At 65.9% G+C, this 20,881-nt stretch carries 19 protein-coding genes; 11 read left to right on the top strand and 8 right to left on the bottom strand.

From position 1 onward, the window contains the following. Positions 1-12: 12 nt before the first annotated feature. The 4 genes from motA to flhD form a co-directional block, all read right to left on the bottom strand. Positions 13-873 (bottom strand): flagellar motor stator protein MotA, encoded by an 861-nt coding sequence (motA, locus tag LZ005_RS03015; RefSeq protein WP_237804538.1) that lies wholly within the window; start codon positions 871-873, stop codon positions 13-15. 155 nt (positions 874-1,028) lie between these two features. Then, positions 1,029-1,808 (bottom strand): class I SAM-dependent methyltransferase, encoded by a 780-nt coding sequence (locus LZ005_RS03010; protein ID WP_237804536.1) that lies wholly within the window; start codon positions 1,806-1,808, stop codon positions 1,029-1,031. A gap of 37 nt (positions 1,809-1,845) precedes the next feature. After that, complete coding sequence (flhC, locus tag LZ005_RS03005) at positions 1,846-2,388, bottom strand: flagellar transcriptional regulator FlhC (protein WP_237804534.1); 543 nt, start codon at positions 2,386-2,388, stop codon at positions 1,846-1,848. Between the two features lie 29 nt (positions 2,389-2,417). Beyond that, positions 2,418-2,735, bottom strand: a complete 318-nt coding sequence (flhD, locus tag LZ005_RS03000) for a flagellar transcriptional regulator FlhD (protein ID WP_237804532.1) — start codon at positions 2,733-2,735, stop codon at positions 2,418-2,420. A gap of 535 nt (positions 2,736-3,270) precedes the next feature. Here flhD and kynB point away from each other — a divergent pair. The 3 genes from kynB to kynA are packed head-to-tail and all read left to right on the top strand — an operon-like array spanning position 3,271 to position 5,999. Then, the gene (kynB, locus tag LZ005_RS02995; protein ID WP_237804530.1) at positions 3,271-3,900 is read left to right on the top strand and encodes an arylformamidase; all 630 of its coding nucleotides are present in this window, start codon (positions 3,271-3,273) and stop codon (positions 3,898-3,900) included. Between the two features lie 9 nt (positions 3,901-3,909). Beyond that, complete coding sequence (kynU, locus tag LZ005_RS02990) at positions 3,910-5,148, top strand: kynureninase (RefSeq protein ID WP_237804528.1); 1,239 nt, start codon at positions 3,910-3,912, stop codon at positions 5,146-5,148. Between the two features lie 8 nt (positions 5,149-5,156). After that, on the top strand, positions 5,157-5,999 hold the full coding sequence (gene kynA, locus LZ005_RS02985) for a tryptophan 2,3-dioxygenase (RefSeq protein ID WP_237804526.1): 843 nt from the start codon (positions 5,157-5,159) through the stop codon (positions 5,997-5,999). A gap of 10 nt (positions 6,000-6,009) precedes the next feature. Here kynA and LZ005_RS02980 read toward each other — a convergent pair whose 3' ends face one another. From LZ005_RS02980 to LZ005_RS02970, 3 genes are all read right to left on the bottom strand, one after another. Next, positions 6,010-6,909, bottom strand: coding sequence for a DUF535 family protein (locus tag LZ005_RS02980; RefSeq protein ID WP_237804524.1), 900 nt, complete (start codon positions 6,907-6,909; stop codon positions 6,010-6,012). Positions 6,910-7,102: 193 nt separating this feature from the next. Then, entirely contained in the window at positions 7,103-9,019 is a 1,917-nt protein-coding gene (gene htpG / locus LZ005_RS02975; protein ID WP_237804523.1) for a molecular chaperone HtpG, read from the bottom strand. A 61-nt stretch (positions 9,020-9,080) separates the two neighbouring features. Continuing rightward, positions 9,081-10,526, bottom strand: a complete 1,446-nt coding sequence (locus LZ005_RS02970; protein WP_237804521.1) for a PLP-dependent aminotransferase family protein — start codon at positions 10,524-10,526, stop codon at positions 9,081-9,083. A 118-nt stretch (positions 10,527-10,644) separates the two neighbouring features. On the opposite strand from LZ005_RS02970, the gene LZ005_RS02965 reads away from it, so the two are divergent. The 8 genes from LZ005_RS02965 to LZ005_RS02930 all read left to right on the top strand — a co-directional run bounded on the left by LZ005_RS02965 (position 10,645) and on the right by LZ005_RS02930 (position 20,125). After that, a complete protein-coding gene (locus tag LZ005_RS02965; protein ID WP_237804716.1) occupies positions 10,645-11,613 on the top strand; it encodes a threonine dehydratase in 969 nt (322 codons plus the stop codon). Between the two features lies 1 nt (position 11,614). Further along, complete coding sequence (locus tag LZ005_RS02960; protein WP_237804519.1) at positions 11,615-12,529, top strand: DMT family transporter; 915 nt, start codon at positions 11,615-11,617, stop codon at positions 12,527-12,529. A 30-nt stretch (positions 12,530-12,559) separates the two neighbouring features. Beyond that, a complete protein-coding gene (locus LZ005_RS02955; protein ID WP_237804517.1) occupies positions 12,560-13,021 on the top strand; it encodes a RidA family protein in 462 nt (153 codons plus the stop codon). Between the two features lie 80 nt (positions 13,022-13,101). Continuing rightward, a complete protein-coding gene (locus tag LZ005_RS02950; protein ID WP_237804515.1) occupies positions 13,102-14,295 on the top strand; it encodes a PLP-dependent aminotransferase family protein in 1,194 nt (397 codons plus the stop codon). 174 nt (positions 14,296-14,469) lie between these two features. Beyond that, positions 14,470-16,320 (top strand): thiamine pyrophosphate-binding protein, encoded by a 1,851-nt coding sequence (locus LZ005_RS02945; RefSeq protein ID WP_237804513.1) that lies wholly within the window; start codon positions 14,470-14,472, stop codon positions 16,318-16,320. 7 nt (positions 16,321-16,327) lie between these two features. Continuing rightward, positions 16,328-17,125, top strand: coding sequence for a citryl-CoA lyase (locus LZ005_RS02940; protein WP_237804511.1), 798 nt, complete (start codon positions 16,328-16,330; stop codon positions 17,123-17,125). Next, positions 17,122-17,934, top strand: a complete 813-nt coding sequence (locus LZ005_RS02935) for a hypothetical protein (protein ID WP_237804509.1) — start codon at positions 17,122-17,124, stop codon at positions 17,932-17,934. The genes LZ005_RS02940 and LZ005_RS02935 overlap by 4 nt, the downstream gene beginning before the upstream one ends. Positions 17,935-18,010: 76 nt before the next feature. Continuing rightward, positions 18,011-20,125, top strand: coding sequence for a TonB-dependent siderophore receptor (locus LZ005_RS02930; protein ID WP_237804507.1), 2,115 nt, complete (start codon positions 18,011-18,013; stop codon positions 20,123-20,125). A 3-nt stretch (positions 20,126-20,128) separates the two neighbouring features. Here the strand turns inward: LZ005_RS02930 and LZ005_RS02925 are convergent, their stop codons facing one another. Continuing rightward, a complete protein-coding gene (locus tag LZ005_RS02925; protein ID WP_237804505.1) occupies positions 20,129-20,878 on the bottom strand; it encodes an SDR family oxidoreductase in 750 nt (249 codons plus the stop codon). Positions 20,879-20,881: the final 3 nt, after the last annotated feature.

Genomic DNA, 20,881 nt, shown 5'->3' with positions numbered 1-20,881 from the left:
GACTGCTCACCATCACTTCGACTTGGATTTTTTGATGTGCTCTTCCAGCTCGGCGAAGGTCGGGCGCTCGGTCGAGTACAGCACCTTGCGGCCGAATTCCACGGCCAGGGCCGGTGCATAGCCATTGAGCGAAGCCAGCAGCGTGACCTTCACGCACTGGAACATCTTGGCTTCTTCTTCGAGCTTCTGTTCGAGCAGCGAGGACAGCGGACCGACGAAGCCGTAGGCCAGCAGAATCCCGAGGAAGGTACCGACCAGGGCGTGGGCGATCAGCATCCCCAGTTCGGACGGCGGAATACCGACCGACTCCATCGTATGCACGACGCCCATCACCGCGGCCACGATACCGAAGGCCGGCATACCGTCGCCGAGCTTGGCGATACAGTGGGCCGGCACCGCGCCTTCGTGGTGGTGGGTCTCGATCTCATTGTCCATGAGGTTTTCAATCTGGAAGGCATCCATATTGCCGGACACCATGAGCCGCAGATAGTCGGTCATGAATTCGACGATATGGTGGTCGGCCAGTACCGACGGATATTTCGAGAACAGGGGGCTGTCTTCGGGCTTTTCGATGTCGCCTTCGATCGACATCAGACCTTCCTTGCGCACCTTGGACAGCACGTCGAACAACAGGGACATGAGTTCCATGTACAGGTCCTTGTTGTGACGCGAGCCCTTGAACACGGTGGGCAGGGCCTTGAGCGTGGCCTTGATCGCCTTCGTATTGTTACCGACCAGGAAAGCGCCGACGGCGGCGCCACCAATCATCAGCAGCTCCAGCGGCTGAAACAGCGCGGCCAGGTGACCGCCCGACAGGGCGAAGCCACCGAAGACGGAACCGCAAACGATGAGGTATCCGACAATAACGAACAAGTACGCTTCTCCTTTATCACGCGATGCGATACGCTTTTCAGGCAAAAAGCGCGCCGACTGTATCGCGAATAGCGCTCCGATTCAACAAATTTTGCCTCGGAAACTACAATAACTGGACTTGGCTCGCCCGGCAAGTGAAAAAGGTTTCTCGGCGCCTAGAATTTCCATCCGTGAAGCAAAGGTTTCCTTTTGCCAACATTCAGGATGCGGGTGGCCGGGTGGCCGGGCACCGCGAATTCATAGCTGAACAGCTGGCTGCCCGGGCGCATTTCGGCGCGCGCCTTGTCGTACAGAGCCGGCATGGCGGCCGGCGATAAATAGGCGAAGACGAGATCGAAATCGCCGAAATGCAGTTGTTCATAATCACCGCGCAACATCCGCGCGCGGCTGCCGGCAAGGCGCGCACGCACGGCGCCCACGGCCCAGGGCAGCGGCGCCAGTTCGACGCCCCAGACCTCGGCATCGGGACGGCGCGCGGCCAGGAACAGGGAAACACCGCCAAGGCCGCTGCCGATATCGATCACCCGGCAGGGTCCGGGCGGCAGTTCGGCCAGCACGGCTTCCCACACGGCCGCGCCGGACGGGTAGTAAGGCACCTGGGTGCGATAGGTCGACCAGTAGACGAGGACTAATCCGAGGAAGGCTGTCAGGAACAGACTGGGCGGCAGATCATAGGCGTCCACCACCACCAGACAGAGCGGAAAGGCGAACTGGATCGGGCGCCACCAGCTGGCCAGGCCGCGCAGCCAGGTCATGCCCATGGCCAGCACGCCCTGCACCAGGGCCACGGCCAGATAGGACAAGGGGCCGAACTGGCGCGCCAGTGCATACACAATCAGCAAAGTGACGGGAAACATGCAGGCCTGGATGTACAGGGCCTGGACCGCCGGCGCCCGCCAAAAGCGTGCCAGCGAGGACGACAAAGCGGCGCTCACGCGCCGCCTTTCGAAGAGGAGGGAAACGGGGCCGGCATCAGGCGGCGAGCGCGGCCTCTTTGGCCTTCTTGGTCTTGCCAGCGCGCGAGGGCATATGGCACAGGCCGCAGGCGTAATCGTGGTTGAGGTCCATGGCGTCGACCACGAACTTGCCCTGGCAGCACTTGCACGGGGCCATCAGCAGCATCTTGCTACCGAAGAAACGCACGAGGGTCCAGGCGCGCGTCAGCGACAGCAGCGGCTCTTCACCGGGTTCCGGCGGCATCTGTTCCAGATACAGCTTGTAAGCTTTCATCACTGCCTCGATGCCGCTGATGCCAGCGTGCTCAACGAGGAAGTTGTAAATATTCATGTACAGCGAGGCGTGGATATTCGGCTGCCAGGTCAGGAACCAGTCGGTCGAGAACGGCAGCATGCCTTTCGGCGGCGACACGCCCTTGAGTTCCTTGTACAGCTTGAGCAGACGCTCACGCGAGAGCGAGACTTCGGTTTCGAGCAGCTGCAGGCGCGCCCCGAGGTTGATCAGTTCGATGGCCAGCTGAATTTCCTGGGCTTCGGTCACGACGCTCTTCTTGCTCATTTTTCTCTCCCGCTCGCTTATCAGTCTGCTTAGGCGATTTCTTCCGCCGGTTGGCCAGCCATCAGGATGGCGGCGTGGCTCTGGGCCAGCTGACGATCCTTATTGTAGTTGGTCAACATCGACAGGATGGTCGCGTCATCGAAGCGGAAGCGGGCCAGCATCATATTGCCGCCAGCCAGTTTCAGGATCTGGGCATTGCTCATGCCTTCGATCAGGTCGGCGATATCTTTCGAAACACCCAGACGGAAGATCGCGGTGGCCTTGTCGGCGCGGATCATTTGCTGGGCCAGCATCAGGTAGCTGAGATTGGCGTCGCGGATTTCAGCCATCATGTCATTCGCAGTCATTTCCATCTCCTTCGATCCATTGGTTCCGGCTGTCAGTTTGTGTGTGTCGGTTGCCGGTGAGACAGATCATGCTTGCGCAGGAAATTTTCAGCCATAGGCCGAAGTCTGGAAATTGGGTAGGAATGACGGCGGACGGCCTTGTAGGAATCTGTCTTACAGACCCCACCCGACTGGAGGATTTTCCCTATGAAAACAGGGAAAGGAATGCGATGTTCGATACGGTTAACGGCAGCGATTTTGAGAACTTTAGGGTTTCGCAAAAAAATTTTTAAAATAATTTTGTGAAGCCTTTTCGCAACACTTTGCGCCGTATCTGATTCGGGTAACGGCAGCCCTGGCGGGAACTTTAGGGTGAAATCGAAAAAAAACGCACAAAACTACAATATTCTCTAAATAAGCCTAAATGCCGCATTTTATTTGGCTATATTCCCGAATAAGGCGAACAAGAATTCACCCCGGCCGAAAAGAATCTTGTTAAACTGGGCACACTTCGCGGCTTATTTCAGGCCTCAACTAAAATTTCATCCAAAAAACGATGGAGACCGCCCGTTTGTGGGACATCAGCCCCACGATTTCACCCGCCCTGCCCGTCTGGCCCGGCGACACGCCTTTCAGCGCCAGCGCCACCTGGGCGATCGGCCCGTCCTGCCCAGTTCATGTGAGCAAGATGACGATGACGACCCATCTGGGCGCCCATGCCGATGCGCCCAGTCACTATGATGCCGCAGGCCAGAGCATTGCCGAGGTGGGATTAGAGCCGTATATCGGCCCCTGTCGTGTGATTCACTGTCTGGACAACAAGCTCGTGGATGTGCCAGATCTGGCCGGCCAGCTGGACGGCTGTCCGCCGCGCGTGCTGCTGCGCACCTACCGCACGGCCCCGCAGACGGCCTGGGATGCCGGCTTCTGCGCGCTCAGCCCGGCCGCGATCGCCCTGCTGGCCAGCCACGGGGTGCGCCTGATCGGCACCGACGCCGCCTCGCTCGACCCGCAAGACTCGAAGACCCTGGACGCCCACCATGCCGTGCGCCGCCATGGCCTGGCCATCCTCGAAGGCCTGGTGCTCGACGCGATTGCCCCGGGCGACTATGAACTGGTCGCCCTGCCCCTGAAACTGGCCGGCATGGACGCCTCGCCCGTGCGCGCCATCCTGCGTTCTCTCTGAAAGCCGATGATGACGACCCGTCAAGACTGTCTCGACCGCGACGCCAGCGATCCGCTGGCCGCCCTGCGCCACGCCTTCGACCTGCCCGAGGGCGTGATCTATTTAGATGGCAACTCGCTGGGCGCGCGCCCGAAAGCCGCCGCCCAGCGCGCCGCCCAGCTGGTGAGCGAGGAATGGGGACGCGATCTGATCAAGAGCTGGAACACGGCCGGCTGGTACACCCTGCCCGCCCGCCTGGGCGACAAGCTGGCGCCCCTGGTCGGCGCCGCGCCCGGCGAGATCGTGATCACCGACACCACCTCGGTCAATCTGTTCAAGGCCCTGGCCGCCTGTCTGCAGATGCAGGCCGCGAGCGGGCGCAAGCGCATCGTCAGCGAACGCGCCAATTTCCCCACCGATCTGTACATGGCCGAGGGCCTGGCCGGCTGGCTCGGCCAGGGCCATGAGCTGGTGCTGGTCGACACGCCCGAACAGGTGCTGGACGCCGTCGATGCCGATACGGCCGTGCTGATGCTGACCCATGTGAACTACCGCACCGGCTACCAGCACGATATGGCCGCCCTTACGCGCGCAGCCCAGTCGCGCGGCGCCCTGGTGATCTGGGATCTGGCCCACTCGGCCGGCGCGGTGCCGGTCGACCTGCATGCGGCCGGGGCCGACATGGCGGTCGGCTGCACCTATAAATATCTGAACGGCGGCCCGGGCGCGCCCGGCTACCTGTGGGTGCCGCAGCGCCACCAGGCCGCCTTCCGCCAGCCGCTGTCGGGCTGGTGGTCGCATGCCAACCCGTTCGCGATGGACAGCCGCTTCGCCCCGGTCGACGGTATCCGGCGCGCCCTGTGCGGCACGGTGCCGGTGCTGTCGCTGGCCCTGGTCGAATGCGGGCTCGACGTGTTTGCCCGCACCGACATGACGGCCATCCGCGCCAAGTCCCTGGCCCTGAGCGACCTGTTCATCGAGCTGGTCGAGACGCGCCTCGCGGCCTACCCGCTGAGCCTGGTGACGCCGCGCGCCCATGCCCAGCGCGGCAGCCAGGTCTGCCTCGCGCATCCGCATGCGTATGCGCTGATCCAGGCCCTGATCGGGCGCGGCGTGATCGGCGACTACCGCGAGCCGGGCATCATGCGCTTTGGTTTCACGCCGCTGTACACGCGCTACAGCGACGTCTGGGATGCGGTCGACATCCTTCACACCCTGCTCGACCAGCAAGACTACGATATCCACGCCCACCGCCATGCGGTGACTTGAGGACCAGCATGACTGATACGAGCAAACCCGGCGCCCACTGGCATGGCGCCCAGATGGACTTCAGCCAGGCCATGAGCTATGGCGACTACCTGGGGCTGGAGCAGATCCTGACGGCCCAGCACCCGCGCTCGCCCAACCACAATGAGATGCTGTTCATCATCCAGCACCAGACCAGCGAGCTGTGGATGAAGCTGATGCTGCACGAAATCCACGCCGTGCGCGATCTGGTGCGCGCCGACCAGCTCGAGCCGGCCTTCAAGATGCTGGCCCGCGTGGCGCGCATCATGGACCAGCTGAACCACGCCTGGGATGTGCTGGCCACGATGACCCCGTCCGAATACACGGCCATCCGCCCCTATCTGGGCGCGTCCTCGGGTTTCCAGTCCTACCAGTACCGCGAAATCGAATTCATCCTGGGGAACAAGAACGCCCAGATGCTGGCCGTGCACGCCAAGCTGCCCGAGGTGCATGCGCGCCTCGAGCGCGAACTGCACACGCCCTCGCTCTACGACGAGGCCGTGCAATTGCTGGCGCGCCAGGGCTTTGCCATCGACGCGGCGCGCCTGCAGCCGGACCTGACGCGCCCGACCGCGGCCGACGAGTCGGTCAAGGCCGCCTGGCTGGCCGTGTATCAGGACCCGGACACGCATTGGGCCCTGTATCAGCTGGCCGAAAAACTGGTCGACATGGAGACCGCCTTCCGCTTCTGGCGTTTCCGCCATGTGACGACGGTCGAAAGGGTGATTGGCTTCAAGACTGGCACCGGCGGCACGGCCGGCGTGTCCTATCTGCGCAAGATGCTGGACGTCGTGCTCTTCCCCGAGCTGTTCGCCCTGCGCACGGCGCTCTGAGGCGACCGCCTCAGTCGAGATGGAGGGCGCTGCCGACGGCGGCGCTGGCCTCGATGGCGAGGCTGTCGCGGCGGCGCACTTCGGCGCGCTTCTTTGAGGCCACCTCGCTCAGGTCGCTGGCGCCGGCCCGCTCGGGCGCCAGCGCATAGTCGCCGTCGGCACGGCGGCTGGCCCCGCATTCTTCCCAGAATGCATCGTAATCGGCAAACACCTTGCCATCGCGGATGGGCCGCGTCACGGCGCGGTTGGCATTGCCGACCAGGACCAGACGCGCGCAGCCGGCGCGCGCGGCCAGATCACGCAGCACGCGCATCAGCAGATTCTTCGGGCGCAGACCGTGCAGATCACGCGTGGCCTGGCGCACCAGTTCCTGCGCATCCTCACTATTGCCGCCCTGCACGCAACCGAGGGCCAGCACACGTTCGCCGCGCTCTTCCATGAAGGTGAAGGCGACCGCATAGATCATGCAGCCGTCCAGCGCCAGCTGCAGCACCAGTTCGCCTTCGCGCATCAAGGCATGGCAGGCCTGCAGGCGCAGCGCATAGGCCTGGCCGCTCTTGCCCGGCAAATGACCGAGGGTCACGGCCTGGCGCGCCGCGCGCAGCAGCAGGCCGCCGACGCCCCATTGATCCATGAGCCGGTAGTGCACGGCCAGGGCGTCCAGGCGGCAATGGGGCGACAGACGCGTGGAGAAATACGGCACATAAAGCTTGTAGGGCATGCGCGGCACGATCGCGCAGCATTCGCTGAGCACCGGCAGATCGGCGCGCAGCCCCTTCCAGCGGCGCGCCACCAGCGGGTTCTGCCACTCGCGCAGGCGCAGCTTGGCCTGATCGCGCCAGGCGCGAAAGCCACGCGGGCGGGACTGCTCTGGCAGGGCAATGAGGGGCGACGGGGCAAACTCGATCACGGGCAAGCTCTACAGCGTAAATATCAATTCCGTCCTATTGTAAAGTTATGTAAAGCCAAAAGCACGCAATGTTTCTAAGTGTTTTTACTTAAAGATTGTCTTTATCTGTAAGACATCTCCGTTTCCCCTAGAGAAAGACGAAAAAAAAGGGCGCCCGCAGGCGCCCACGCTGTCGTAGAAATGTAACGGAATGTTACTTGCTGAGCAGCAATTCGTTGATCCGCTTCACAAACGCGGCCGGATCGGCCAGCGAACCGCCCTCGGCCAGCAGGGCCTGGTCGAACAGGATGTGCGACCAGTCGCCGAACTGGCTGCTCTCCGCGTCTTCGTACTTGAGACGGGTCACCAGCGGGTGGTTCGGGTTGATCTCGAGGATGGGCTTGGATTCGGGCGCCTGCTGGCCGGCGGCCTTCAGCATGCGCACCAGATTGCCCGACAGGTCGTGCTCGTCGGCCACCAGACAGGCCGGCGAATCGGTCAGGCGGAAGCTCACGCGCACGTCCTTGGCCTTGTCGGCCAGGGTCGTCTTCATCTTCTCGACCAGCTCTTTGTACTGGGTCTCGGTCTCTTCGTGCTGTTTCTTCTCGGCTTCGTCCTCGAGCTTGCCGAGGTCGAGGCCGCCCTTGGCCACCGACACCAGCTCCTTGCCGTCGAACTCGGTGAGGAAGGACAGCATCCATTCATCGACGCGGTCGGTCAGCAGCAGCACCTCGACGCCCTTCTTGCGGAAGATTTCCAGATGCGGGCTGTTCTTGGCGGCGGCAAACGAGTCGGCCGTCACGTAATAGATCTTGTCCTGGCCTTCCTTCATGCGGCCCAGGTAATCGCCGAAGGACACCGACTGTTCGTCGCTGTCATTGTGGGTCGAGGCAAAGCGCAGCAGCTTGGCGATGCGCTCCTTGTTGATGCTGTCCTCGCCGATGCCTTCCTTCAGCACCTGGCCGAATTCCTTCCAGAAGCGCGTGTACTTGTCCTTCTTGTCCTGCTCGTCGGCATTGGCCAGTTCCTCGAGCATGCCGAGCACGCGCTTGGTCGAGCCTTCGCGGATCGCGCGCACATCGCGCGACTCCTGCAGGATTTCGCGCGAGACGTTCAGCGGCAGGTCGTTGGAATCGATGACGCCCTTGATAAAGCGCAGATAGGTCGGCATCAGCTGTTCGGCGTCGTCCATGATGAACACGCGCTTCACATACAGTTTGATGCCGCCGCGCTTGCTGCGGTCCCACAGATCGAAGGGAGCGTGGCTGGGCACGTACAGCAGCTGGGTGTACTCGCTGCGGCCTTCGACGCGGTTGTGGGTGTAGGTCAGCGGGGCCTGGTAGTCGTGCGAGACGTGCTTGTAGAACTCCTCGTACTGCTCGGGCGTGATCTCGCTCTTGCTGCGCGCCCACAGGGCATTGGCCTGGTTGACGGCCTCGTACTCATCCTTGAGCACGGTTTCCTTCTTCTCTTCGTCCCATTCTTCCTTGCGCATGCGGATCGGCAGCGAGATGTGGTCCGAATAGCGCTGGATGATCGACTTGAGCTTCCAGGTGTTGAGGAACTCGTCCTCGCCCTCGCGCAGGTGCAGGATGATGTCGGTGCCGCGGCTCGGCTTGTCGATCATTTCGACGCTGAAATCGCCCTCGCCCTGGGACTCCCAGCGCACGCCCTGGCTGGCCTCGGTGCCGGCGCGGCGCGTTTCGACCGTGATCTTGTCGGCCACGATGAAGCCCGAGTAGAAGCCCACGCCGAACTGGCCGATCAGGGCCGCGTCCTTCTGCTGGTCGCCCGAGAGCTTGCCGAAGAATTCCTTGGTGCCCGATTTGGCGATCGTGCCCAGGTGGTTGATCGCCTCCTCGCGGCTCATGCCGATGCCGTTGTCCGAAATGGTGATCGTGCGCGCCGCCTTGTCGAAGCTGACGCGGATCGCCAGTTCGTGGTCGTCGCCGTACAAGGCATCGTTGTTGATGGCTTCGAAGCGCAGCTTGTCGGCCGCGTCCGAGGCATTCGAAATGAGTTCTCGCAGGAAAATTTCCTTGTTGGAGTACAAGGAATGAATCATCAGGTGCAGCAGCTGTTTGACTTCAGCCTGGAATCCAAGGGTTTCTTTTTCGGCAACAACGCCCATTCTCATTTCCTCTTTTAAGGGTTACGCAGACGCGCCGCATATGGGGGCGTGTGCGCCCATTTCAATAGGGGCTGCGCGCAAATTCGCGGGCAAAGAACTGCCACAGCCCTTCCGCCCCCAGATTGGCCAGATTCAGGCGCATCAGGGTCGACGGCAGCTGGCGTGGCGAGAACAGGCTGCCCGGGGCCAGCAGCCAGCCCTCGGCCAGCGCCTTTTCGGTCAGCACATTGGTGTCGCGCCCCGTATCGACCCAGGCGAACATGCCGGCCGTGGGCGGGTTGACCACGCGCATGCCCAGCGCTTCGATGCGGCGCAGCGTCGGCGCGCGCAGGGCGTCGAGCCGGGCGCGCATGCGCTCGGTGTGCTTGCGGTACAGGCCCTCGGACAGAATCTTGTAGACCACCCGCTCGCCGATGTCCGAGGTGGTCAGGGTGGCCAGCATCTTGCGGTCGGCCAGGCGCTCGGCGCGCTCGCGGCTGGTGGCGATGAAGCCCACGCGCAAATTCGCGGCCATGCTCTTGGAAAAGCCGCCCAGGTAGATCACGCGCCGCAGCTGGTCGAGCGCGGCCAGGCGCATCGCGCTCTGCACGGCCGCACCCGGGTGCAGATCGCAGTAGATGTCGTCCTCGACGATGACGAAATCATGCTCCTCAGCAATTTTCAGCACCTGGAAGGCCTTGGCCGCCGACAGCGAGGACGAGCTGGGGTTGTGCAGGATCGAGTTGATCACATACATGCGCGGCTTGTGCACGGCGGCCAGGGCGGCCAGCTGCGCCAGGTCGGGCCCGTCGCCGAGGCGCGGAATGCCGATCACCTTGGCGCCCAGGGCCGCAAACGAGCCGAACATCAGGAACCAGGCCGGATCATCGACAAAGACCGTGTCGCCCGGGCGCAGCAGCTCGCGCGCGACCAGGTCGAGCGCCTGGGTCACCCCGACCGTGGTCACAAACTGTTCGGGCGCGGCGGCGATTTCAATCTCGGCCAGCTTCAGCTGCAGCTGCTGGCGCAGCGGCAGAAAGCCCTGCGGCAGCCCGTAATTGAGCAGGTGGTTGCTGTGCTGGCGGCTGATGTCGCGCAGGGCCGCCGCCACCGCCTGGCCGTCGAGCCACTCGACCGGCAGCACCCCGGCGCCGGGCACGCGCTCGAGCGGCACCTGGCGGAACATATTGCGCACCAGCCAGACCACGTCGAGCGGCTGGCCCAGCGCCTCGCGCGCCCGCCCCTTGCCGGCCTGGTGCAGCAGGGGCGCGCGCTCGCGCACGAAGAAACCGGCCCCGCGCCGGCTTTCCAGATAACCCTGGGCGACCAGCTTGTCGTAGGCCGCCACCACAGTGAAGGCCGAGACCGCGTGCAGACTGGCGAACTGGCGGATCGAAGGCATGCGCGCGCCGGCGCGCAGCAGCTTGTCGTCGATGCGGGCGGCCACGGCGCGCACGATCTGCTCGGACAAGGCCTCGCCCGATTCGCGCGACAGGGCGGGTAGCAGGTTTCCCGGTGTATTGGTCATTTGACCGTCACAGTGTTGAGAAGTATACGATGAACTGTACTGGTGGTGTATCGGTGTTTTTCGCTAGGATAGCAATAAACCCCGCGGGTGGGAACACCCGCAAGACCGCGAGACCATGATGACCCTGCCGACCCTGACCGAGATCGAGACCGCCGCCCGCCTGGTGTATGCCGCCATGCCGCCCACGCCCCAGTACAGCTGGCCCCTGCTCAATGCCGCGCTCGGCACCGAGACCTGGCTCAAACACGAGAACCATACCCCGCTCGGCGCCTTCAAGGCGCGCGGCGGCGTCGTCTACACGGCCCGGCTGCAGGCGCGTGAGCCGCACTGCAGCGGCATCATCTCGGCCACCCGCGGCAACCACGGCCAGGCCGTGACGAATGGCGCACGCCGGGTCGGCCTGGCCGCCACCATCGTCGTCCCGCGCGGGAATAATCTGGAAAAGAACGCTGCCATGCGCGCGCTCGGGGCCACCCTGATCGAGCACGGCGCCGATTTCCAGGAAGCGCGCGAGCATGCGCGTGCGCTGGCCGCCGCTCACGGCCTGCACATCGTGCCGTCCTACCACCCGGACCTGGTGGCCGGCGTGGCCAGCTACTGGCTCGAACTGTTCCGCGCCCAGCCCGGCCTCGACCTGGTGTTCGTGCCGATCGGCCAGGGTTCGGGCATCTGCGCCGCCATCGCCGCGCGCCAGGCGCTCGGCCTGCGCACCCGCATCGTCGGCGTGGTCTCGGCGCACGCCCCGGCCTATGCGCTGAGCCTGGCCGAGGGCCGCCTGTGCGAAGCCCCGGTCAGCACCGTGCTGGCCGACGGCATGGCCTGCCGCGTGCCCGATCCCGATTCCTGGGTCCACATCCAGGCCCATGTGGATGAGATCGTGCAGGTCAGCGACGACGAGGTGGCGCGCGCCATGCGCCTGCTCTACCGCAGCACCCATAATCTGGCGGAAGGGGCCGGCGCGGCCGCCACCGCCGCCGCCCTCCAGTGGCAGGCGGCCGGACGCCTGCAGGGCCTGCGCGTCGGCCTGCCGCTGACCGGCGCCAATGTCGACGCCAGCCTGATGCGCGATGTCCTGCTCGGAGACTGAGATGCGCGCCGCCCTTGCCACCCGTCCCGGCCTGGCGCCGGACACCCTCGGACTGCTGTATGGCTTCGTTGCCGTACTCATCTTTAGCATGACCATGCCGCTGACGCGTCTGGCGGTTGCCGAACTCGACCCTGCATTTGTCGCACTCGGGCGCGCGCTCGTCGCAGCCCTGCTGAGCGCGGTCTGGCTACTGATCGTGCGTGCGCCTCTGCCTCCGCGTAACACCTGGCGCCCGCTCGCGCTGATTGCCGGCGGCTGCGTGATCGGCTTTCCCTGGCTAACATCGATTGCCATGCACAGCCTGCCGGCCAGCCACGGCGCCATTCTGATTGGTGTCCTGCCGCTTGCCACGGCAGTCCTGGTGACCTTGAGCGGACGCGAACGTCCAGGGCGGCGCTTCTGGATCTTCGCGCTCCTCGGCTCTCTGTTGGTGGTCGGCTTCGCGCTGTTCCAAGGCGGCGGCAGTCTGCATGCGGCCGACCTGTTGCTGCTCGGCGGCGTGCTGCTGGCCGCCACCGGCTACGCCGAAGGTGGACGCCTGTCATCGACAATGGGCGGCGAACAGGTCATTTGCTGGGCGCTGGTGCTGAGCGCGCCCTTCGCACTGACCGCCCTGCTCTGGCAGCTTGGACCCGCATGGCAGCCGCATGCCAGCGCCGCCGCCTGGGCCAGCTTTGCCTACGTCAGCGTTTTCTCGATGTTCCTCGGTTTCTTCTTCTGGTACCGCGGCATGGCCCTGGGCGGGGTCGCCCGGGTCGGGCAGGTGCAGCTACTCCAGCCGTTTTTCAGCTTACTCGGCGCCGCCGTACTTCTTGGCGAGCGTCTGCAGCCAGTGCATGCCCTGTTCGCCCTCGGCGTGATCGCCACGGTGGCCGCCGGGCGGCGGGCCCAGGTGCGCCGGCCAGGTGTAAAATAAGCCTTTTCCCCGATTTTTTTGGAAGCCACCATGTCCTACACCGACAAACTGCAGGCCCTTGGCATCACCCTGAGCGCGCCGGCCACCCCGGCCGCCGCCTATGTGATGTACGTCCAGACCGGCAACCTCGTGTTCATCTCCGGCCACATCGCGCGCCGCGCCGACCGCACGGTCTGGGCTGGCCAGCTGGGCAAGGATGTCACGACCGCCGAGGGCCAGCAGGCCGCGCGCAGCATCGCGATCGACCTGATCGGCACCCTGCAGGCCGCCTGCGGTGGCGACCTGAACCGGGTGAAGCGCATCGTCAAGGTGATGAGCCTGGTGAACTCCACGCCCGACTTCACCGAGCAGCACCTGGTGACCAATGGCTGCTCCGAGCTGCTGGGCGAAGTGTTCGGCGCGGCCGGCAAGCACGCGCGCTCGGCTTTCGGCGTGGCCCAGATCCCGATGGGCGCCTGCGTCGAAATTGAAATGATCGCCGAAATCGAATAAACCGTATCCCCGGGCGTTGCCTACCCGGTGGCGTCCGCACCACCAGCGGCCACAAGCCTGCGATAACACGAGAGACCTGTATGAAAATCGAGAACCCGAACCCGATCCAGTGGCGCTTTTCCGAACGCGCCGCCGCCCTGCAAAGCTCCTTCATCCGCGAGATCCTGAAGGTCACCCAGCGTCCGGAGATCATCTCCTTCGCCGGCGGCCTGCCCTCGCCCGCCACCTTCCCGGTGGAACGCATGAAGGCGGCATTCGACAAGGTGCTCAGCGAAAGCGGCAAGGTCGCCCTGCAGTACGGCCCGACCGACGGCTACACCCCGCTGCGCGAATGGGTCGCCGCCTCGCTTTCGACCCCGACCTGCACGATCAAGACCGAGCAGGTGATCATGGTCTCCGGTTCGCAGCAGGGCCTCGACCTGCTGGGCAAGGTGCTGGTCGACGAAGGCAGCAAGGTGCTGGTCGAGACCCCGTCCTACCTGGGCGCGCTGCAGGCCTTCTCGGTCTACCGCCCGGAATTCGCCTCGGTCGCCACCGATGAGCACGGCCTGGTGCCGGCCTCGCTGCACGCCGTGGCCGACGGCGCCCGCCTGCTGTACGCCCTGCCCAACTTCCAGAACCCGACCGGCCGCTCGCTGTCCGTCGAGCGCCGCCTGGAACTGGTGGAAACCTGCGCCAAGCTCGGCCTGCCGCTGATCGAGGACGATCCCTACGGTTCGCTGTCCTACACGGGCGCGCCCTCGCCCAAGATGCTGAATATGAATCCGGAAGGCGTCATCTACATGGGCTCCTTCTCGAAAGTGCTGACCCCGGGCATCCGCCTCGGCTATGTGGTGGCCCCGGCCGCGCTGGCGCGCCGCATCGAACTGGCCAAGCAGGCCACCGACCTGCACACGGCCCAGCTGACCCAGATGGTCGTGCATGAGGTCGTCAAAGACGGCTTCCTCGACGAGCACATCCCGACCATCCGCAAGCTCTACGGCGACCAGTGCCGCGTGATGCTCGAGGCGATGGATGAGCACTTCCCGGCCAGCGCCTCCTGGACCCGCCCGGATGGCGGCATGTTCATCTGGGTCACCCTGCCCAAGCAGATCGACGCCATGAAGCTGCTCGACAAGGCCATCGAACACAAGGTCGCCTTCGTGCCGGGCGCGCCCTTCTACGCGAATGCGCCGGAAACCAATACCCTGCGCCTGTCCTTCGTGACCGTGCCGCCCGAGCGCATCCGCGAAGGCATCGCCATCCTCGGCAAACTGATCGCCGACATGCTGTAAGCCCCCCCCCAGGGCGCCGGTCCGTGTGGCTGGCGCCCTGCGTCCAAACCGGTGTTGCGAAATCGGTAAATTTTATTTTTCCTCTAAATTAACCCCTGTTTTGTTGTAAGATTCGTCTGACAAGCGACTTGCTTCAAAACAAATTCGATTTCTGTCAAAACAGGGGGAGTGTCTGTGCTAGACCTCATCACGCCCGACATCGGCCAGATGTCACGGGCCGCGCCGCCTATGGCCGCGCCGCACACATCACCGGTGGACATGGCGGACCTGTTGGTCTCCTATCTCGAACAGCTCGGGGTCGACCACGTGTTCGGCATTCCGGGCGGCGCCATCGAGCCGGTCTACAACGCGCTGGCGCGCAGCGCCCGCCGCGGCGGCATCCAGCACGTGCTGGCGCGCCACGAGGCCGGGGCCGCCTTCATGGCCGACGGCTATGCGCGCGAAACGGGCAAGCTCGGCGTCTGCATCGCCACCTCGGGTCCGGGTGCCACCAATCTGATCACGGGCGTGGCCAATGCCTTCGACAATAATGTGCCGCTGCTGGTGATCACCGGCCAGCCGGCCCTGCCCTCGTTCGGCAAGAATCCCTTGCAGGAATCGGCCTGCACGGGCGTCAATGTGCTCGGCATGTTCCGCCACTGCACGCGCTACAACTCGCTGGTCTCGCATGCCAAGCAGCTCGAGGCCAAGCTGGTCACGGCCCTGCAGCGCGCCTTGCGCACGCCGCGCGGCCCGGTCCACCTGACCGTGCCGGTCGACGTGTTCCGCAAGCCCTGCGCGCCGCACGAGAGCATCTACAATCTGCAGACCCTGCTGCGCCCCTCGGCCCTGATCGACGACGAGCAGGTCGAGCAGCTGCGCGAACTGATCGACGGCGCGCGCAATATCGTGCTGCTGATCGGCGGCGGCTGCGGCGAAGGCATCCACGCGATTTTGCAGTTCGCCCAGCTGACCCAGGCCACCTTCGTCACCACCCCGGACGGCAAGGGCCTGGCCAGTCCCCAGCATCCGCTGTTTCGCGGCGTGTTCGGTTTCGGCGGCCATGCCACGGCCGAGGCCCTGCTGCGCGACCCCGAGGTCGACCTGATCCTGGCGATCGGCTCCAGCATGGGCGAATGGAATACCGGCGGCTGGTGCGAGGCCCTGCTCAATGACCGCCTGATCCACATCGACGAGTCGGAAGACAATCTGGCGCGCACGCCGATGGCGCGCTACCACCTGCGCGGCAATATCCGCGCCATCTTCAACCGCCTGGTCGAACGCATCCACGAGGCGCGCGTGCACATCGACGGCGTCAAGCCGATGGCGGCCGAAGTGCCGTTCGAGCGCGACAGCCTGTTCGCGGCCCCGGCCGCCTACCACTCGGATGCGGTGCCGATCAAGCCGCAGCGCCTGATGAAGGAGCTGTCGCAGATGTTCCCGCCGACCACGCGCTTCCTGGCCGACACCGGCAACTCGATCGCCTGGGCCACCCATTACCTGATGCCGCCCGACCGCCGCATGGGCGAGCGCCGCCTCGGCGGCGGCAACCGCAAGCGCGGCCCCGGCCAGCGCCAGGCCACCGGCGGCTGGCTGCGCCAGACCATGAACTTCGCCGCCATGGGCTGGGCCATTGGTGCGGCCGTCGGCACCGCCGTGGCCAATCCGCTGGCGCCGGTGGTCTGCATCACCGGCGACGGCAGCGTGCTGATGAACGGGCAGGAGATCTCGGTCGCCGTGGCCGAGCGCCTGGCCGTGATCTTCGTCGTGCTCAACGACCGCGCGCTCGGCATGGTCAAGCACGGCCAGCGCCTGGCCAAGGCCGAGCAGATCGGCTGCGACATGCCGTTCACCGATTTCGCCCTGCTGGCGCGCGCCCTCGGCGCCCACGGCGTGGTGATCGACAGCGCGGCCGACCTGCAGGCGCTCGACGTCGACGCCCTGCTGCTGCGCGACGGCCCGACCGTGCTCGACGTGCGCCTCGATGGCGAAGAAATCCCGCCGATGAATGCGCGCATGCGCGTGCTGGCCGACGGCAATCTTTGAGACCCCCATGAGCGATATCGATCCCGCCGACGTCATCCACACCCGCATCTGGCACGAGGAGCCGGAACCCGATAATCCCTTCGCCACCCGGCGCGCGCTGTGCCGCGGCTACGACGTGTTCGGCCAGATGCTCGGCCAGGCGCGCTGGGTCGATATGCTGTTGCTGCTGTGGCGCGACACGCTGCCGCCGCGGCGCCAGCGCGACATGCTGGAACAGCTGGCCCTGGCGCTGGCCAATCCCGGCCCGCGCGACCCGTCCGTGCATGCCGCCATGTGCGGCGGCGTCGGCGGCTCGATGGCGGCGGCCAGCCTGATGGCGGCGCTGGCCGTCGGCGCCGGCCGCAGCGGTGGCGCGCGCGAGGTGTTCGATGCCATGCAGGCCTGGCAGCAGTGCGGCACCCATCATGCGGCCTGGGCCGCGCTGGCCGCACCCGCGCCCTGCGATCCGGTCGAGGCCTTTCCCGACCGCGAGCATGTGCCCGGCTTCGACCCGCACGGGCGCAGCCTGCCGCTGAGCCGGCGCCAGCTGCTGCAGGTGCTGGCCGACACGGCCGCCACCCCGCGCCTGCAATGGCTGCAGGCCGAGGCCGACACCTTGGCCGCGCAGATCGGTTATCCGCTCGCGCTGAGCGGCATCGCCGCGGCCGCGTTTGCCGACCTGGAGCTGAGCCCGGAAGCGGGCGAGTTGCTGTTTCTGCTGCTGCGCCTGCCCGGTGCGGCCGCCCACGCGCTCGAACAGCGCGCCGAGGGCTACCGCCGCTTCCCCTTCTACCAGATCCAGCTCGACGACGCGGAGGACGCATGACACGCGGGCCCGAATTTCTCGCCAGCCAGGCCGGGCGCCTGCACACGGCCATGGGCGCCTGTTACCCGGGCAGCCACACGGTATTCCGCGGGCGCGACCTGCACGCCGAACTGCGCGACAGCGACTGGGTCGGCCTGTATCTGTTCGCCATCACCGGCCGCCAGTTCACGCCCCAGCAGATCCGCATGGTGCACGGCATCTGGGTGGTCACCAGCTATCCCGACACGCGCCTGTGGAATAACCGCGTGGCCGCCCTGGCCACCAGCCAGCGCAGCAGCAGCAACCTCGGCATCGCCGCCGGCCTGGCCCTGTCCGAGGCCACGCTGTACGGCGGCCAGGCCGGCCTGCGCGCGCTCGACTTCCTGCTGCGCCTGGGCCGCGCCGTCGACGGCGGCGCCGAACTGGGCGCCTGGGTGCTGGCCGAGAAGGCCCAGCGCCGCATCTACGGCTACGGCCGCCCGATCAATAATATCGACGAGCGCCTGCCGGTGATCATGGACCTGGCGCGCGCCAATGGCCTCGACCAGGGCCCGCATGTGCGCCTGGCCTGGCAGGTCGAGGCCGTGCTGCAGCCGCGCTATCCCAAGCTGCGCATGAATTTCGCGGCCCTGCATGCGGCCCTGCTGGCCGACATGGGCCTGGGCCTGCGCGACTACCAGATGCTGCGCGTGCCGACCTTCCTGGCCGGCATGCCGCCGTGCGCGGCCGATGCCGCCGCCAAGCCCGAAGCCAGCCTGTTTCCGGTGCCCTGCGCGGCCGTTGCCTACGCCGGCCTGGCCGAGCGAACGTGGCCCCCGGCCGACACGTGACAAATTGCATAGTGACAAATCCCGCCCTGTAGATACAATTAATCAAAAATCACGATATCACCGTCTGGGAGAGTACATGAGCCGCACTACCGCACACCTCCGTCTGAGCGTATTGGCCGCCATGCTCGGCTGCAGCCTGTCAGCCCAGGCACAGCAGGCCGGCGGCACGGACGAGGAGGAGCTGGCCCTCGTGTATGGCGACAAGGCGACCGTGTCGATCGCCACCGGCGCCCAGCAGTCGCTGCGCCGTGCACCGGCCGTGGCCACCGTGATCACGGCCCAGGACATCGCGGCCATGGGCGCCACCGACCTCGACCAGGTGCTCGAGACCGTGCCGGGCGTGCATGTCAACCGCGGCGCGAATATGTATTCGCCGCTGTACGTGGTGCGCGGCATCGTCAGCCAGTTCACGCCCCAGATTCTGGTGCTGCAGAACGGCGTGCCGATCACCACCCTGTTCCAGGGGAATAAGGGCAATCTGTGGGGCGGCTATCCGGTCGACCATATCGCCCGCATCGAAATTCTGCGCGGCCCCGGCTCGGCCCTGTACGGCTCGGACGCCTTCTCGGGCGTCATCAATATCATCACCAAGAATGCGGCCGACATCGGCGGCACCGAAGCCGGCGTGCGCGCCGGCGCCTTCCAGACGCGCGACGTCTGGCTCCAGCATGGCGGCAAAGTCGGCGCGGCCAGCGTCGCCGCCTATCTGCGCGCCGGCAGCACCGATGGCTTTCGCAGCATCGTCGGCGCCGATGCCCAGAGCCGCAATGACAGCCTGTTCGGCACCCGCGCCAGCCTGGCTCCGGGACCGGTGAATGTCGGCGCCAAGGCGCTCGACGCCAATCTCGACGTCCAGTACGACAAATGGCGCCTGCGCGCCGGCGCCAAGGTGCGTTACGACCTCGGCAGCGGGGCCGGGGTGGCCCAGGCGCTCGACCCGGTCGGGCGCGCGCGCAGCGAACGCTATATGGCCGACCTGTCCTGGCAGGACAATCTGGCCGACAAGGACTGGACGGCCGGCGCCGTGCTGAGCACGATGAAGTATCTGCAGGCCTCGCCCGTCGATTTCCAGCTGCTGCCGCCGGGCGCGACCCTGCCCACCGGCAGCTTCCCGGCCGGGATGTTCGGCGGCCCCGATACCTGGGAACGCCAGTGGCGCCTGCAGGCCTTCGTCAATTACGCCGGCTGGGTCGGCCACAATCTGCGCCTCGGCGTCGGCCACGACGACCTGAACATGTACCGCGTCTACGAGACGCGCAACTTCAATTACACCAAGGGCGGCACGCCGATTCCGCTGCCGAGCGTGATCGAAACCTCGCTGGTCTCGCCCTTTGTGCAGCCGCACCTGCGCCGCATCGACTACGCCTATCTGCAGGATGAATGGCAGTTCGCCCCCGACTGGACGGTGACGGCCGGCATCCGCCATGACCGCTATTCCGACTTCGGCGGCACCACCAATCCGCGCCTGGCCCTGGTCTGGGACGCCTCGCTGAATGTCACGGCCAAGCTGCTGTACGGGCGCGCCTTCCGCGCGCCCTCCTTCGTCGAGGCCTATGGTCAGGGCAATCCCGTCTCGCTGGGCAACCCGAATCTGAGCCCGGAGAAGAACGGCACCCTCGAGATGGCCGTGGCCTGGCAGGCGGCGCCCACGCTGCAGGTGAACCTGAACCTGTACCGCTATGCGATGGACAACATCATCCGCACGGTACCGAATGCCATCGCCGGCACCGGCTCGACTTATGCGAATACGGGCGGCCAGAACGGGCGCGGCGGCGAGCTCGAGGCGACCTGGACCCCGAGCCACGCGCTGCGCCTGATCTTCAACCTGGCGCGCCAGCACTCGACCGACGAGGCGACCAATACCGACGCCGGCTATGCGCCGCACACGCATGCCTATCTGCGCGCCGACTGGCAGGCGCTGGCCGCGATGGTGGCCAGCGTGCAGCTCAACCATGTGGGCGGGCGCGCACGCGCCGCCGGCGACGCCCGCAAGCCGATCGCCGACTACACCACGACCGACCTGAGCCTGCGCAGCAACCGCGGCAAACAGCGCTGGGACGTCGCCGCCGCGCTGCGCAATGTCTTCAATGCCGATGTGCGCGAGCCGAGCCTGGCGCCTGGCCTGTCGATTCCGAACGACCTGCCGATGGCGCCGCGCGCGCTGACGCTGCAGGCGATCTACAACTTCTGAGGCTTACAGCAGGCTCATCCCGCCGTCGATCACGACTTCCTCGCCGACCAGATAGCTGGCGTCGCTGCTGGCCAGGAACAGGGCCAGGCGCGCCACTTCCTCCGGCTCGCCAAAGCGCTGGCTGGGCGACTTGGCCGTGATCGCGGCGCGCGCCGCATCGGCCCCGCCCGGCGGCAGGCCGAAACGGTCGAAGATCGGCGTGGCGATCGGCCCCGGGCTCAGGGCATTGATGCGGATGCCGCGCCCGATCAGCGCCAGTCCGAGCGATTTGACGAGCGAGCGCAGGGCCGCCTTGCTGGCCCCGTACACGGGGAAGTTGGGCGAGCCGAGCTGATTGGTGATCGAGGTCGTCACCACGATGCTGGCGCCCTTGCCCATCAGCGGCAAGGCCTTCTGAATCGTGAAGAACACGCCTTTCACATTGGTGTCCATCATGCTGTCGAACTGCGCGGGCGTGACCGTCTCGATCGGTCCGGCCGTGGCCACACCGGCATTCAGAAACAGCACGTCGAGCCGGCCATGGCGCGCCTGCACGGCCGCCATCAGCGCATCGATCTGAGCGAGGTCGGCCGCATCGCTGGCCAGGGCCAGGGTGTCGCCGCCGAGTTCCGCGGCCGCCTGCGCGAGCGCCTGCGGATCGCGCCCGGTCAGCACGATGCTGGCGCCCTCGGCGCGGAACAGGCGGGCGCTGGCCAGACCGATGCCGCTGCTGCCGCCGGTGATCAGCGCGACTTTGCCTTCGAGTTTATGCATGGC

Source organism: Massilia sp. TS11 (assembly GCF_022012445.1).
Lineage (GTDB): Bacteria > Pseudomonadota > Gammaproteobacteria > Burkholderiales > Burkholderiaceae_D > Telluria.
Note: the sequence above shows the minus strand (reverse complement) of the source record. Positions and strands in the feature narration are given on the sequence as shown.

Excerpts from the sequence above, each read along its gene's own strand:
- flhC (WP_237804534.1), bottom strand. The coding sequence starts at position 2,388 with ATGAGCAAGAAGAGCGTCGTGACCGAAGCCCAGGAAATTCAGCTGGCC.
- flhD (WP_237804532.1), bottom strand. The coding sequence starts at position 2,735 with ATGACTGCGAATGACATGATGGCTGAAATCCGCGACGCCAATCTCAGC.
- kynB (WP_237804530.1), top strand. The coding sequence starts at position 3,271 with ATGGAGACCGCCCGTTTGTGGGACATCAGCCCCACGATTTCACCCGCC.
- kynU (WP_237804528.1), top strand. The coding sequence starts at position 3,910 with ATGACGACCCGTCAAGACTGTCTCGACCGCGACGCCAGCGATCCGCTG.
- kynA (WP_237804526.1), top strand. The coding sequence starts at position 5,157 with ATGACTGATACGAGCAAACCCGGCGCCCACTGGCATGGCGCCCAGATG.
- htpG (WP_237804523.1), bottom strand. The coding sequence starts at position 9,019 with ATGGGCGTTGTTGCCGAAAAAGAAACCCTTGGATTCCAGGCTGAAGTC.
- LZ005_RS02970 (WP_237804521.1), bottom strand. The coding sequence starts at position 10,526 with ATGACCAATACACCGGGAAACCTGCTACCCGCCCTGTCGCGCGAATCG.
- LZ005_RS02965 (WP_237804716.1), top strand. The coding sequence starts at position 10,645 with ATGACCCTGCCGACCCTGACCGAGATCGAGACCGCCGCCCGCCTGGTG.
- LZ005_RS02960 (WP_237804519.1), top strand. The coding sequence starts at position 11,615 with ATGCGCGCCGCCCTTGCCACCCGTCCCGGCCTGGCGCCGGACACCCTC.
- LZ005_RS02955 (WP_237804517.1), top strand. The coding sequence starts at position 12,560 with ATGTCCTACACCGACAAACTGCAGGCCCTTGGCATCACCCTGAGCGCG.
- LZ005_RS02950 (WP_237804515.1), top strand. The coding sequence starts at position 13,102 with ATGAAAATCGAGAACCCGAACCCGATCCAGTGGCGCTTTTCCGAACGC.
- LZ005_RS02940 (WP_237804511.1), top strand. The coding sequence starts at position 16,328 with ATGAGCGATATCGATCCCGCCGACGTCATCCACACCCGCATCTGGCAC.
- LZ005_RS02935 (WP_237804509.1), top strand. The coding sequence starts at position 17,122 with ATGACACGCGGGCCCGAATTTCTCGCCAGCCAGGCCGGGCGCCTGCAC.
- LZ005_RS02930 (WP_237804507.1), top strand. The coding sequence starts at position 18,011 with ATGAGCCGCACTACCGCACACCTCCGTCTGAGCGTATTGGCCGCCATG.
- LZ005_RS02925 (WP_237804505.1), bottom strand. The coding sequence starts at position 20,878 with ATGCATAAACTCGAAGGCAAAGTCGCGCTGATCACCGGCGGCAGCAGC.